Source organism: Schleiferilactobacillus shenzhenensis LY-73 (genome assembly GCF_000469325.1).
Classification (GTDB): Bacteria; Bacillota; Bacilli; order Lactobacillales; family Lactobacillaceae; genus Schleiferilactobacillus; species Schleiferilactobacillus shenzhenensis.
In genome coordinates, this window is record NZ_KI271616.1 from 1 (window position 1) to 15358 (window position 15358).

The window sequence follows — 15358 nt, forward strand, 5'->3', positions numbered from 1 at the left end:
ATAGCCGGTTTTCTTGGCGACATCGCCGATTTTGGTCATGGTGGGAACCCCTTTCTTTAGGGTGTGATACTACAAGTGAGGTGGTGGGGAGAAAAGTAGGGCGGCCACCACTATCTAACACCGTTGGAATAAAAAAAGGCCACGTGAATATCTTGTGGATAGTTACCAAAATCCTTGCCAAAGAGAGTCAATCCACCTTGATGTGGCGAGCTGGGATCAATGCCAATGCGGAATCGTAAAGTCGAAGAGTCTGTAATTCCTAGATCTGTAAACGAAACATTGGATATTTGTTCCCCATCTATGCCTGTGTCGTTCTTGTGTACCCTTAAATGTTTGAGAATGCCGTATTGGCTAAATTCTGATGACCACCATGCGGGTGTTAATTTGCCCCGTACATCTGAATAATTACCGGATACTGTCCACGTTCCCACTTTGACATCATTGATCCAGAATGAAATATCACTTGGCCAGTTATTATTGGAGACGGGAAATTCTGACGAGATTTCGAATGAAATGTCCAGCAACTCAGGAATACGGTTGAATTGCACTTCGTTTGGAATGATGTACTCAACACTTCCTTGTGAGAACCATAAAAGTGAGGCAGACATTCTGTCAGAAGAGAGAAAACTGTTGGGATCATCCACTTTTCCGATGACTGCATCTTTGTTTGCTAATCCACAAGTTGGTTCGATATTCGTGTTGGCAAAATAATTGCCGAGCGGGATATCGTAGTCTAAGCGAGAGAAGTCGGGATAGACGTGTTCAGGTAGGTTGATCAAAATACTGTCAGTTTTCACAGCAAGTATCTTTTGCCTGCGATCGCCAGTATCTGTTGCGACCTCTTGAATCACACCTGCTTCTTGCAGCAATTTGACATGTTTTGAAATGATTGCTTTGCTGTAATGCAAAGTCTCTGCCAACGAGGTGATCGTTCTCTGTCGCTTGGCAAGCAAGTTAACGATGTCAATCCGAGTTTCAGAATCAAGTGCATGAATCATGGGCAATGAGTCCTTAACTAGTTCAATTTCCATAAGGGTACTCTCCTTTAGTCAACCGATAGGTTTACTATCTGATATATTCGTCGGTAAAATATCGATGATAGTTAGATATGCACGGCCACGAGGATTTGGGCATTGACGCGGCCTTTCTAAGAACCTATAGTATGCATTGTAAGCGGTTGCCACCGCATTAATTAAACCACTGGATATTGCAACAGTCAATCATATTGTTTACCATTTTGGAGGGAAATATCATGAAACTTACCAAAGTATTGGTTGCTATCTCGGCACTTGTCATGTCCGCTCTGGTCCTCACGGCTTGCGGCAGCAGTAAAAGTAGCGCGGGCGGTTCCGACACAATTCTCGTATGGTCATCATCTACTGGCCCCGATGGACAAAAGATTCAGAAAACAATTGCCAACTACAACAAAACAAAACCCAAGTATAAGCTGAAACTTGTCACTATGAGCGGAGACACTTTCAATTCCAAAATTGCTACTGGTGGTAAGTCGGGTAAGGGATTGCCAGACATTGCAATGATTGCGTCAGAGCAAATGAAGCAGTATGTCTCTCAAGGGTTAGTCCAGCCGTGGGATTCGTACTTAAAAGGGACCGATGTTAAGGCTTCGAATTATGTCAAAGCTGCTTGGAATGTTGGTACCGTCAACGGCAAGCAATATGGTGTACCAACCGACATCGGTACCTGGATCATGTATTACAATAAGACTTTGGTCCAAAAATATGCTCCCCATGCCTTGGATGATAACATTGTAACCTACGATGAAATTAAAGAGGCCGGTGCAAAGGCAAAAGCAGACAAAATCTACGCCACGGCCAATGACTGGGGAATGCAGAACTACAGCAATATTTACATGCAATTAGGCGGGAAGTTTGTCACGAATGGCAAAGTGGATGTGAACAACAAATACTCATATGATGCCATTAAGTTGATGAAGAGCTTGTACGATAGCGGTTATATGGTACCCAAAGCCCAAGATGCTATGAAACTGTTTTCCAACAACAAGTTGATCTTCTTGCCTGAGGGCACATGGATGATTGGCCAGCTGGATGGATTGAAGAACGTCCAATGGGGTGCCACCTTTACACCGCAAGTAGATGCTACACACGTTGTTAACGGTTCCGGTGCGGGTCAATTTGCGCTTATGAAGACCAAACCCGTTCAATCGGATGCAAAGAAAAAGGGAATGGTTAAGTTCTTCTCTTGGCTGCAAACAAATCAGCTGGAATGGCTAAAATCCGGAGTCAATTCACCTTCTTTGAAGATGCAGGATGACGCCGAATATAAGAAGATGCCGCAATACTTCTTGATCTCGACCAAACAAGGGCAGAATGCATTGCGCATCGTAACCGAAGATGGTGTTTCCTACGCGTATTCTGAAGTGGATGCGCGGAACTGGGACATGATTACTGGGAAGGCACCAATCGAATCGACCTTCAAGACAATCCAACAAACTGTCGATCAGAAGATGGGTCAGTAACCGCGCATCATAAAAGGCTGGTGCCAGTTCTATTGGACGCCAGCCTTTTATTCTTTGAAAGGATGAACGACATATGGCGCACAAGAAAAGCAAAAAGTGGTTATGGCCAACGGTCTTTATTGGCCCCCACCTGATTCTCTTTATCGTTTTTTTCCTCGTACCAGTTGTTTTCGGCTTGTATATTTCTTTGACCAAGTGGGATTTATTCAATACACCTAAGTTTGTTGGTTTGCAAAACTACCAGACAATTCTTTTCAACAATAATTCCGTTTGGCATGAGCAGTTTATTAATGGTCTGCGGAATACCCTGATTTTCGTAGTCACGTCGGTACCCTTTCTGGTACTTGTTCCCTTGTTGCTGGCAGTATTGCTGAACCTCAAGCCGCACATGTCGAAAGTTTTCCAGTCAATCTTTTATTTGCCGAATCTCTTTGCCATCTCGGCCGTAATGATCATTTGGAACTTCCTCATGAGTCAATCATATGGGCCAATCAAATCAGTGTTCCACTCCAACGTTGACATTCTAAACAGTCAACCGTGGGCTTGGATTGCAATCGTTGGTGTTACCACATGGTGGGTCATCGGCGGCAATATGATTATCTACCAAGCCGCCCTGAACGGTGTTTCCAAAGAAATTTTGGAAGCAGCCGATTTGGATGGTGCAAACGCGTGGACAAAATTTACCAAAATTATTTTGCCAAGCATCCGCTTTCAGCTGCTGTTCACCACGGTTACTACTACAATTGCCCAGTTCAACGTATACGGGCAGCCCTTGATGCTGACAGGTGGCGGGCCAAATAATTCTACACGGGTACTGCTCATGTACATTCAGAACAATACCTTTGGGCAAGGAACGTCAGCGGCCGGCGTCTCTTCTGCCATGGCTATTCTCCTTGGCCTGGTTATCATGGCCGTGTCGCTCGTTCAATTTCGTTTACTGCGGCAGGATAACTAAGGAGGGCCTATAAAATGACAAATGTTCAAAAAAGGGGCAAGCGGATTGCCTTCGTGATTCTCTTCATCGTAGCGCTGATATGGATCCTGCCAATTTTATGGGGTGTTCTGACTTCATTTAAGTCCGAGGCAGAAATTCAAAAATTAGGATTCACCTTTCTTCCGAAACAGTTCACTTTTAGCAACTATGGGAAGTTGATCAACAACGATTCAGCTCCCGTCTTTCACTGGTTCATCAACTCCCTGATTATTGCAACGTGTTCGACAATCCTCAACGTTTTTGTCGTTTCATTTGCAGCATACGGTTATACGCGTCTTCATTTTAAGGGTCGCGATGCGTTATTCACTTTCTTGTTATCCACAATGATGTTCCCAGGGATCGTGAATCTGATTCCCATGTTCAAGGTGGTTGACTTTCTCGGCTGGACCGATAATTTCTTAGCCGTAATAGTTCCTGGTGCGGCCGGTGTTTTTAATGTCTTCCTTGTTCGTCAGTTCATGTTGGGCATTCCAAAGGAGCTCGATGAATCAGCTCTGATCGATGGAGCAAACGAATTTCAAATTTTCCGATACATTATTTTTCCGCTTACTCGGCCAGTCCTGGCAGTGGTCGCGCTTTTTTCCTTCACGGGATCTTGGAATGACTTCCTCTGGCCATCTGTTGTAATGAGTAGTGTCGACAAGTTGCCCATCACTCCGGGCCTTCAGTTGCTACAGGGCCAGTACACAACTTATCCTGGGATAGCTACGGCTGGCGCCATTTTTGCCTTGATTCCAACATTTATCCTTTATCTATTTGCGCAAAAGTATTTCCTGCAATCCATGTCGTTACAAAGTGGGATTAAATAAATTTATCTATGTGAGGAGCAATTAAAGTGAAACGAAAAGAATATCCACGTCCACAATTTGTCAGACAAGGTCCTTGGTTAAACTTAAATGGCGAATGGCAATTTGCCTTTGACGATAGCAACATCGGCAACGAAGAAAAATGGTTCACAAAGCGTTTGCCTGCTAGTCGAACGATTCAGGTTCCCTTCGTCTATCAATCCAAGCTGAGTGGAATCGACGATCGAGGTGTTCACGATAACGTCTGGTATCAACGTGAAGCGACTATTGTCCCTCAGCCAAACAAAAGGTATCTCTTACACTTTGGGGCAGTCGATTATATCGCTAAAGTTTACGTTAATGGCAATTACGTTGGCCAGCACGAAGGCGGTGACGGTTCATTCAGCTTTGATATCACAGAGCGGCTGCTCGATGAAGGAAAGCAAACGATTACTGTCCAGGTCATTGATCGTTCTTACGATGAAACAATTCCACGTGGCAAACAGTCCTGGACCGGGAAATCTGAGGGGATTTGGTACACCAATTCGACCGGTATTTGGCAAACTGTATGGCTAGAGACTGTCCCCCAGATGCGATTGCTCAATGTACGTATCACACCGGACGTAGACCATATGGCGGTCCAATTCGATGCATCCTTTACTCCCAATGCAATGGGTAAGAGATTTGGTTATCATATTACTTTTGGAGACAACCTAGTTGCGGACGACAGTATTGAAATCAGTGACACCCACGTAATTAGGACAATCGATCTTGGCCAGCACCATATTTTTCGGACTTCGTTTCACGACGGCGGCTGGACATGGAGTCCCGAACACCCGAATCTGTTTTCGGTTGAGTTTACCATTGGCACGTCAGAAGCCACCATTGTGGATAAAGTTGAATCATACTTTGGTCTACGGAAAATAAGTACCGCAGACGGTATGATCTATCTCAACAACAAACCGTATTACCAACGGCTCGTACTGGACCAAGGCTATTGGCCAGAAGGGTTACTTACTGCTCCGTCAGACGCGGCATTGAAAAAAGACATTGAGTTGGCGAAAACGATGGGGCTAAATGGTGCCCGCAAACACCAGAAAGTTGAGGACCCACGCTACCTCTATTGGGCAGATAAACTGGGCTTCCTTGTCTGGGAAGAAGTGGCCTCATTCCCCGTTTACTCTACACAATCGGTTAATCGGTTGATTGACGTATGGCAGGAGACCATCACTCGCGATTATAATCATCCAGCTATCGTCATGTGGGTACCACTCAACGAGAGCTGGGGTGTCGAACAGATTGACCACAACCGTCAACAACAGCATTTTTCTGAAGCGCTCTATCATATGGTCCATGCGCTGGACAACTCCAGACTCGTCGAGTCTAATGATGGTTGGGATAATACACGGACTGACGTAGTGGGTATTCATAATTACAGCCATGGAAGAAAAGAAGACTCTGCTCAGTATGCTCGCTACAAAGAATCAATGCGGACAATTGAAAGCCTTATCAACATGGCGCCGGGTAATTGGCCAATCTTTGCACCAGGTTTCCGCTACTCCGGCCAGCCCATCGTGTTGACAGAATTTGGGGGTATTGGATATGACTCTGATCGTTCCGATGGTTGGGGATACACAACGGCTAATTCGGAAGATGAGTATCTATCCGAACTAGATCGACTACTTCAAGCACTAGCAGAGTCACGCGGACTGTGTGGATACTGTTACACACAATTGACTGACGTTGAACAGGAGGTCAACGGGCTTCTGACGGCCGATCGAAAGCCTAAAGCACCCCTGGATAAAGTCAAGGCAATAATGGATTTTCCGGTTACTGGTCGGCTTTCTGATATAGAATCCCAGTACAGACAATACATGACCGACCATGAATAACAAGGCGGGGATGCAAAAACTAATACTTGCTGTCATAGCTACGATGGTGCTATTAATTGGAGGCTGTGCATTAAATACCAAGACATCGACGAAGACCGTAACTTTCACAAATCCCTTGTCAACTGACGGTGGAGTATATTCCGATCCATGGTTGATACGCGTCGGCAAGGAATATTACTACTGTGGTTCGGATGGAAAAAGCCAAATCACGATCAAGAAGTCAAATGCCCCAACCGATATTCTTGAACAAAATGATCACGTTGTTTGGCAGGCTCCTGATCGAAGCAGTTACAGTTCTGAGACGTGGGCACCCGAACTACATTACTTGTCCGGGAGATGGTACATTTACTTTGCCGCGGATGATGGAGAGAATGCAAACCATCGTATGTATGCTCTCGCTGGAGGGACGAATTTCAATGATCCTCTCGATGGGAAGTATTCCTTCCAAGGCAAGGTAGCAGACGACACTAATCGATGGGCAATTGATGGGACGGTCTTAACTATCGCCAAAAAGCTCTATTTCGTCTGGTCTGGATGGGCGGGTGAACAAAATGTCGCGCAGAACCTTTATATTGCGCCCATGAGCGACCCGGTGACCATTAGTGGCACGCGGGTACTCATTTCTGCACCGACAGAGCCCTGGGAAAGAAATGGTGAACCGTTCGTGAATGAAGGGCCAGAAGTGCTAACTCATGAAGGACAAGTCACTCTGATCTATTCTGCCAGTGGCAGCTGGACCGACAACTATTGTTTAGGTCAGCTTACATTAAAAGGCAAGAATCCTTTGAAACCGAGTAACTGGGTCAAAAGAAAGTCCGGCCCCGTTTTTAAGAAGACAAACCAAGTATTTGGGCCAGGCCATGCTTCCTTTATTAGCAGTCCCGATGGTACACCGTGGATTATGTATCACGCTGCCAAGGTAAAAGGCAGTGGGTGGGACCGTGATATTCGGCTTCAGCCGTTCAGTTGGAATTCTGATGGCACACCAAGTTTTGGTAAGCCGGAAGCACCAGGTAAAAAAATATCATATTCGCTGAACTAAGTATTCGATTCCCGTTCCTGAGATCCAAGTGGCTTCCTCCTCGCTGCTTGGATCTCAGGGACGGTAATTTTGTATCGGCTACGTACAATCGTTTTGACTGGTATTGCCATCTTTACAAGTTGCTGGATGGATTTCAATATTTTTTTCGTGATGAAAAAGCAAACGATTCCACCGCAAGCTTTTAAATTTCAGGGATGGAATTTCATCATAGGTCATGAATGGGTCTGTGTTGACGACATACAAAGGCATCCTGATATATCTCGCCGCGGTTCTTGGGCACTTTACGTCCGCTGAACGTGAACTGTGTATCTTTATACACTTACAGCCCTACTCATCCTTTTTAACAGGGTTTGGGTAGGGCTGTTTTGCCCGTTCACTAAATTATTGCACAAGAAAAATGTTGAGTTGCAATGGCAACAGGCTACGTCTGAGACCGCACAATGATTCTCGGCGCTTAATTGCGGCGCATGGCGGCAATTAAGCGCCCAATGTTCTCCGACACCATCTCAATGTCAGAGGCAGCATCAGCAATTGCTTTCTCCAATGACTTGGCAGAAGTTGCGGTTGGAAAAATGGCATCAATTGCATTTGGCCGATAGAGGACATCCAACCCATCACCAATGTTCCCCGACAAAACAATTACTGGCGCATGAGGTGCAACTTCCTTTGTTGCCAATGCCACGCCGAAGGGCGTCTTGCCATATTGAGTTTGAGAATCAATCCCGCCTTCGCCGGTAAACACGAAATCGGCATCTCGCGCCCGTTCCTTGAGATGGGTAAACTGGATTACAATATCGACACCCTTGCCCATCTCAGACTTGGTAAATGCCATTAAACCAGCGCCTAGTCCGCCAGCGGCACCGGCTCCAGGCGCATGTGCCAAATCTTTCCCGAGATCGCGCTTAATAACTGCTGCATAATGTGCCAAGTTTGCGTCGAGGACCTTTACCATTTGCGGTGTAGCTCCTTTTTGGGGGCCAAACACAGCAGAAGAACCAGTTTCTCCAATTAATGGATTGGTCACATCGGAAGCAATTAGAATCTTAGTCTGGGCAATTCTGGGATCAACGTCGCTTACGTCAATTCTGTTCAGTTTGTCTAGTTGACCGCCACCAAATCCTAGTTCTTCTCCGTCAGAACTTTGGAGATGGACACCAATGGCCTGTGCCATACCGGCGCCACCATCATTCGTAGCCGAACCGCCAATCCCCAAAATGATTTCTTTGGCTCCGTGGTCCAGCGCGTCGAGAATCATTTCACCAGTACCATAAGTTGTGGTTATCAATGGGTTGTGTGTCTGGTCATTCACATACTGGATGCCGCTAGCCTGTGCCATTTCAATTGCTGCAGTTTTCCCATCCCCAAGCATGCCATATTTTGCGGTCACCTTGTTACCCAAGGGGCCTGTGACGGATACATTAATGAGTTGACCCTGGGTAGCGTCAACCAAGGACTGAACTGTTCCTTCCCCACCGTCTGCCATTGGTACCAAATCATATTCAGCGTCGGGGAAAACTTTGCTTAGTCCGGTTTTCATTGCCGTGGCTACCTCGATAGCGGTGCGACCGCCTTTAAAGGAATCCGGTGCTAGAATGAATTTCATTATTATGCCTCCTTGTCTTCAGGAACACTACAGGTGCAAAAATCCGTACATTACAGTGGCTACAACAGTTGCAGTTAATCCCACTAGAGATTCGTAAAGAATCGCATGCGAACGTTCACTGATATCCATATGCATTGCGTTAGCTGTGACATGGAAGTAGTTGCCATGTGGCAGATGGTCAATCACTACAGCGCCGGTGTGAACCATAGCTGCAGCGGCAATAGGCGTTACGCCAAAACCCAAGATGGCTTTACCGAAGGAGCCGGTAGCTAAGATAACACCAGTAGATGTGGATGCAGCAGCCGCCCCCATCAAAATACCGGAGATGGGTGCAAGGAATACACCGGAAATGCCAGATGCCTTAATTAAATTGATGATTTGAGCAGGTAAATCAGAGGATGTAATAGTTGCGCCGATAGCACCAGCTCCAATCAAAATGAGCACGACATCTGTCATCCGCGACATGCCAGATTTCGCAAAAGGAATAATCTTTTTCCATTGCTTCATTGCAATCGCTCCGACAATCGCGGCAAACGGTAGAACATAAAAAGCGTCGAGGTTGATCTTTTCCAAAAATTCTAGATGGAAGATTGAGCCGATAGGGTTCAATAGTAATAGGAAGATAGCCAGTAAAGGAGTGACGAGAGACGCACCAAGCGAAGGTAAGTTTTGCGCATCCACCTGGCTATCCGCAGCGAGATTTTCCAAGTCACTATCCAAAACCTCTGAACCCTTGCCTCGAAGTAAGAACGCCAAAAGCACAGCTACTGCTAGAGCAAATAAAGCCGGAATGAAATCAGCAATCATAACCTGGCTTAATTCAACGTTGAATCCCTTGGCAGCCGCAATTGTATTGGGGTTGGGCGAAATAATGTTCCCTGCCTTACCACCACCAGACAAAGCAACAAGCAGCGAGAGCTTTGAAAAATGCATTCGCTTACCAACTTCCAAAGCAATTGGCGCAACAATCAAGACCGAAACTGGGATAAATACCCCAACAGCCGTAATAACCATCGAAGCCACAGCTAGTGCAAGCAGAGCCCAACGATCTCCGAATGTTTTTACAATTGCCCGAGCCAACGTATCCGCTGCCCCGGACTCCATCATGACGCCTGCTAACATGCCTGCAGCGAGTACTCGTAAGACAGTGCCCATGACACTCTGAGAGCCCTTGATCAGGATATCAATTGTTTGAACTAGGTTGGCGCCGCCCAACAATGCCCCAACGACTGCACCCAATAAAAGTGAATATACCGGGTTCAGCTTTCGCAGGATTAAAATAATGGCAACAGCGAGCCCAATCAAAGCCGCCCACCACGATAATACCGGAGCTTGCATTTGAATCCCTCCAGACAAAAAAATATTGTGTAACCGTTCACCATTAAGTGTAAGCGATTTCCAAGCCCGAATCAATCGAGAAGACCTGCAAACTTAAAACTTAAAAATTCCGTTTCTGAACAAATGTCGGTACAATTGGGGCAGATGTCTGAACTGTAAGGGAGGAATTATACATGAACACAAAAATTGTGTTGCCGGTTCAATTGCCGATGACAAACGAAAGCAACCTCAGCGAGGCCTTGCACGCAGGTGTGACGGTACTCTCCATCAATCCGTTTCAATCCAACCAAAGCGCACTGAACACATTTTACGAAATTGTCACCAGGATTGGGAAGGAGGCAGGGATTGTCCCCGGCATCCTTTTTGACATTCCAGTTGGGGCAGAGCTGAATGCAATCAACTTGATGTCGGAAGTATCCAAAAAGGAAATTTTAACACGTGTTGAAACTGGATTTGAACACGGCGTGTCGATACTTGCACTACCTATTAGTGGTTCTCCTATACTCACTGACATCCGCAACAGTGCTGTTTCTCACCCCAATGTTTTAATCCTTGCAAAAATCGCCGCTAAGACAGACATGACAAAGATTGGTGTCACACCATATGATGACTATGATGGCCTATTTCTAGATCGGGACCATCTTGCAAAAAGTATGCCTATCGAGGACATGCCAGGGGTGGAGCAAACGCTCATTTCTCAATTCGTGACATTTGGTAAACCTGTAGTCACTTCCGGGCAAATGCTCAGTTCACTAATGCTATCTGCTGCGCCGGTAAGTGGCGATGTGACTGACGTCGCCTTTGCTGTGATGAGCGGCACTGACGCGTTGTTCCTCTCAGATGCTGCCGCAAGAAGCGGTTCTTTGCAAGCAGTGAATTTACTGAAACGAATTGCCAGTCGAGCAGAAGTTGCGCACACTTCAACGTTCTTACAGGACAGAATTAATGATTTCTCCATTACGGATGCAACAGCTGCAGAAGCGATATCAATGGCTCGTCAGAAACGTGTCAAAGCCATCGTGACAATCACCAGTGCTGGTTATACAGCACGTCAGATTTCCCGTTACAAGCCCAAAGTGCCTGTCATAGCCGTGACGGACAATACCACTGTTGCTGGAGCACTGCAGATTTCCTGGGGTGTTACGCCCTTAATGGTAGCGAGAGGCAGCAGCCGTGAAACGTTCATCGAATCAGCAATTGGCTTTCTGAAAACATCTATTCACATGAGGCCCGGTGACGTTGTGGTAATCGTTTCGGGTATTCCCTTTGGCAAAGCCAAACACGTCAACAATCTTATCGTTCAAGAATACCAAGAGTAATGGATGGTGAGATACACAAAAGCGGACTGGTTATCCTCGTAATGACAACTAATTGATTACACTGGCCTTGTAGACAAGCGACATAATTAATCGTGTTAGGAGAGACTGTATGGATACAAAAGAGCTTGTTTCCCCAGCAATGGGCTGGGCATCTTGGAACCACTTTCGTCAAGACATCAATGAACCAATTATTTTGGACACTGCCCGGGCCATGGCGGACTCACCATTAGCGGCGGCCGGGTACGAGTTCATTAACTTGGATGACTGTTGGCAGTCATCTGATCGTGACATCAATGGAGAATTGCAATTTGACGCTGCGGCGTTTCCCGACGGCGCACAGATGATTGACCAGATTCATGCACTGGGGTTGAAAGTCAGCCTCTATTCCTCTTGTGGCCCGATGACGTGTGAAGATCGGCCGGGGAGTTATGGCCATGAGTATCGCGATGCCCAGACGTTTGCCAATTGGGGCGTGGATGGGCTGAAGTACGATTATTGTCACGTCGTTGACCAAACCACCGATGAGACATTGTTGAATAAAGCGCCTAAGGTCGTGGCGGTTGAGTGCCTGAATCAAGGTACCGGACAAAGAATCATGTTACCAGCAGAGCGAGCAGTGGTCCAAGGCGGTACTCGGATTGAAAAGAACGACTATGGGATTGTTTTTGCAGAGGGACTGAGTACGGGTACGTTGTCTTTCGAGGCCATTTTGTCTCCTGGCCGGTGGGTATTCACTGTCACGTATTTAAAGGAAGAACAAGTCAACCGGGCATTTCTGACATTACAGCTGGGGGACCATTCGTATCCTCTGTGGTTTCCCCGTTCCAGTGGGTGGAGTCCCACAGGGCGGGTTCAGGTAATCGTCGACGTGCCCACCGAGGTGACACAGTTCGTACTCACCAATCCCATCAAGGATCGGGCGACGGATGCTATTTTTCGGTACACCCAGATGCACCAAGCCATCTCTGATACAGCAATGCGTCGACCGATGGGGTATTTTGTCTGTGAGCATGGGCGGAACAAGCCATGGGAATGGGCGCCGGCGTTTGCCGATTCGTACCGTATCAGCAGCGATATTCAGAATAGCTGGTCATCGGTGGTACAGTGTTATGAACGGGCCATGGCGGTGGCACCCTTCGCTAAAGAGGGCTGCTACGCAGATCCAGATATGCTGGAAGTGGGCAATGGACAACTGACTAACATTGAGAACCAAACGCATTTTTCTCTCTGGTGCTTCCTATCTGCCCCGCTCATTCTGGGTAATGATCTGCGCCGTATTGCCGACGACGAGAAAACTGGCGGCAACGCGCTGGCAGTCGTGACTAACCCGCAACTCATTGCAATCGATCAAACTCGCCCGTATCTTCCGGCCGCGCGGATCGTGGCTGGTGACGTGGATGTTCTCGTGAAGTATTTGGTAGATGGCCGAGCAGCAATATGTGTGGTCAATAATTCTGATACAACGCAAACGATGGCGGTTTCCCTACACCAATTGCCGAAACAGATTAACGGTGTGGCGTATGAGTACTCGGGTCGATGTATCGAAGAAGCATGGGGTCAGTACAATTATCACGTGACAGTGGATGGCACACTCGAAATGGCATTATTACCACATGCCTGTGATGTTTTTGAGCTGGATGCTAAGGAAGCACCAAAGAAATAGCTGAAAGAAAAAGATCGCGATAGTTCAACTTCTGCCAGGCACAGCACCAATAATATATTTCCGTTCCTGTAATCAAGCGACCTCATTGGTTTACACATGTCTCTCGTTCCCTCAAATCTACACCATAAATCTGAAGTTTTTCCTATTTCGAGAATCAGTGTAACCGCATACAATAAATGGTGAAGTAGGAATATCAGGGTTTGAGGAAAAGGAGAGAATGACTGTGAAGACCAGAAGGGTTTTACTGGGGGTCGGCATTCTTGCCACATCTGCCATGTTGTTGGCAGCTTGCGGGCCGAGCAAAAATGCATCAACCAGTGGCACAAAGTTGGATACTGCAGAACTGAAGCCTTACGGTAAGTATAAAAAGCCAATGACTTTTACTTATGGTAGGCAACAACGGGTAAAAGATTCACTTGCTAAAGGCGATACACTTACAAACAACCCTGCAACTAGGTGGCTCAAGCAAGAAACTAATATTACAGTAAAGCCAGCATGGGAAGCTGCAGACTTTACCCAGAAGGTTTCTTTGGTGATGTCCACAGGGGACTTGCCAGATGTTATGACCGTCTATCAAGACCAGTATAATCAACTGTTACAAAATGGTTTGTTGGAGGATCTAACCACAGTTTACAAAAAGGCAGCGTCACCTCTTGTCAAGAAGAATATTGCTTCTTACGACCAGGATGTTTTGAAAATTGCCAGTCAAGATGGAAAACTTATGGCAATCCCATCCCCATACCCTTATAACGAAGAGAATATCCTCTGGATTCGTAAGGACTGGCTGGATAAGCTTCACTTACCAGTTCCAGAGACCATTGACGATTTAGAAAATGTAGCAAAGCAGTTTGTTGATAAGGATGTAAGTGGTACTGGCAAAACAGTGGGCATCACACTGAGTCCAACAATCAGTGGTGGTGATGGATCCCAGATGGACGCTGGTTTGATTTTTAACCAGTACAATGCATTTCCGTCTCATTTCATAAAGAAAGATGGCAAGGTGGTTTATGGCAGTGTTGAGCCTGAGACAAAGCAGGTTCTCCAGATGCTGGCCCGCTGGTACAAAGAAGGCATTATTGATAAGGAATTCGCCACCAGAACGGATGACGAGAAGAAGGCTCTGCTGGCGAAGAATATGGGCATCTACATCGCACCGTTTTGGGGATTGGACTTTTTGAATTCGTATGAAGCAGACAAGAACGCAAATTGGATTCCTATCACTGGACCAGTTAAGGAAAAAGGCGATAAGTTTATTTCCACACATCCAGCTCCCGTATTCCGGTATGTTGTTGTGAAAAAAGGATTTGCACACCCCGAAGCTGTGATGAGAGCAATCAATAACGTCACTGACTTCCTGGCAAACACAGGTAAGGCTGCCAAATTCCGCCAGGCAGAAGCCAAGAAGGTCGGCATGAAGGATGTCTCTATGGACTGGTATCTTGCACCAATTGATGTCCAGATCACCAATGCGTACAAGAACAAGCAAGGGTATGATCAGCTTGAAAAAGCCTTGAAGACAAATGATCCTTCAATTTTACCCGCCGGCGGTGGTGATACGTACAAGGATATCAAAGCATTCGAAAAAAATCGTGATCCAAAAGGATTGTCAGCTTACCTCGGCCATGTTGGTGTAGGTGCTTCTACCGAGAACGACAAGATTGATTTTGTGGACCTGGCGTATTATGGCAATACAAAGACCATGGTTCAGAAAGGCGCCAACCTCAAGAAACTTGAAGACGAGACATTCATCAAAATCATTATGGGGCAAGCACCAATCAGTTCCTTTGACACGTTTGTGACTCAATGGAAGGCTCAGGGAGGGACCGATGCATTGAAAGAGGTTCAGACAGCAGTCGATAAGGGACAAGTTCAATAACACTGAGTTTTACGGGGTTAACAGCGATTTGCAAAGAGTGTGTAGCCACGAATTGGCATCTGGCCTATCGCTGTCCACACCGCAATCGGCTGTCAATCCCGTTTTTTGTCATTACGAATGGAGGAGATAACAATGGAAATTCGAGCCCACCATGATCAAAAAGCTGGAAAACAATCCAAAATTCGAAAGCCAGCAGAACGATCAGCTCAAGCAACGTATCATTTTATGATGCTGCCAGGCATGTTATTGCTGCTACTGTTTAACTTCTTACCGATGTTTGGAATTATCATGGCCCCAGATAAATTGCCAACTGTATAGAAAACGACGCAACTCCTTGAGCTGCGCCGCT

Annotated in this window: 12 protein-coding genes; 9 read left to right on the forward strand and 3 right to left on the reverse strand. The window is 46.3% G+C overall.

What is annotated here, in order from left to right:
• Positions 1–110: 110 nt before the first annotated feature.
• Positions 111–1031 carry an ArsR/SmtB family transcription factor gene (locus L248_RS14275; RefSeq protein ID WP_022530974.1) on the reverse strand — a complete coding sequence of 307 codons (921 nt, stop codon included), beginning with the start codon at positions 1029–1031 and terminating at the stop codon, positions 111–113.
• A gap of 221 nt (positions 1032–1252) precedes the next feature.
• Between L248_RS14275 and L248_RS14280 the strand changes: the two genes are divergently transcribed.
• The 5 genes from L248_RS14280 to L248_RS14300 all read left to right on the forward strand — a co-directional run bounded on the left by L248_RS14280 (position 1253) and on the right by L248_RS14300 (position 7210).
• Positions 1253–2497, forward strand: coding sequence for an extracellular solute-binding protein (locus L248_RS14280; RefSeq protein ID WP_040537053.1), 1245 nt, complete (start codon positions 1253–1255; stop codon positions 2495–2497).
• 73 nt (positions 2498–2570) lie between these two features.
• Entirely contained in the window at positions 2571–3452 is an 882-nt protein-coding gene (locus tag L248_RS14285; RefSeq protein WP_022530976.1) for a carbohydrate ABC transporter permease, read from the forward strand.
• Between the two features lie 14 nt (positions 3453–3466).
• Entirely contained in the window at positions 3467–4300 is an 834-nt protein-coding gene (locus L248_RS14290) for a carbohydrate ABC transporter permease (protein WP_022530977.1), read from the forward strand.
• Between the two features lie 26 nt (positions 4301–4326).
• The gene (locus L248_RS14295) at positions 4327–6168 is read left to right on the forward strand and encodes a glycoside hydrolase family 2 protein (RefSeq protein ID WP_022530978.1); all 1842 of its coding nucleotides are present in this window, start codon (positions 4327–4329) and stop codon (positions 6166–6168) included.
• Positions 6161–7210, forward strand: coding sequence for a glycoside hydrolase family 43 protein (locus L248_RS14300; RefSeq protein ID WP_022530979.1), 1050 nt, complete (start codon positions 6161–6163; stop codon positions 7208–7210). Before L248_RS14295 ends, L248_RS14300 begins: the two co-directional genes overlap by 8 nt.
• Before the next feature lie 454 nt (positions 7211–7664).
• Here the strand turns inward: L248_RS14300 and L248_RS14305 are convergent, their stop codons facing one another.
• Positions 7665–8813, reverse strand: a complete 1149-nt coding sequence (locus L248_RS14305; protein WP_040537055.1) for a glycerate kinase family protein — start codon at positions 8811–8813, stop codon at positions 7665–7667.
• A gap of 27 nt (positions 8814–8840) precedes the next feature.
• Positions 8841–10151 (reverse strand): GntP family permease, encoded by a 1311-nt coding sequence (locus L248_RS14310; RefSeq protein ID WP_040537057.1) that lies wholly within the window; start codon positions 10149–10151, stop codon positions 8841–8843.
• Between the two features lie 173 nt (positions 10152–10324).
• Here L248_RS14310 and L248_RS14315 point away from each other — a divergent pair, with 173 nt between their 5' ends.
• From L248_RS14315 to L248_RS14330, 4 genes are all read left to right on the forward strand, one after another.
• Complete coding sequence (locus L248_RS14315; RefSeq protein WP_022530982.1) at positions 10325–11470, forward strand: pyruvate kinase; 1146 nt, start codon at positions 10325–10327, stop codon at positions 11468–11470.
• A 109-nt stretch (positions 11471–11579) separates the two neighbouring features.
• Complete coding sequence (locus tag L248_RS15470; RefSeq protein ID WP_022530983.1) at positions 11580–13133, forward strand: glycoside hydrolase family 27 protein; 1554 nt, start codon at positions 11580–11582, stop codon at positions 13131–13133.
• Between the two features lie 217 nt (positions 13134–13350).
• Positions 13351–15009 carry a type 2 periplasmic-binding domain-containing protein gene (locus L248_RS14325; protein ID WP_022530984.1) on the forward strand — a complete coding sequence of 553 codons (1659 nt, stop codon included), beginning with the start codon at positions 13351–13353 and terminating at the stop codon, positions 15007–15009.
• A 132-nt stretch (positions 15010–15141) separates the two neighbouring features.
• Entirely contained in the window at positions 15142–15327 is a 186-nt protein-coding gene (locus L248_RS14330) for a hypothetical protein (RefSeq protein ID WP_040537059.1), read from the forward strand.
• The last annotated feature ends 31 nt before the right edge of the window (positions 15328–15358 follow it).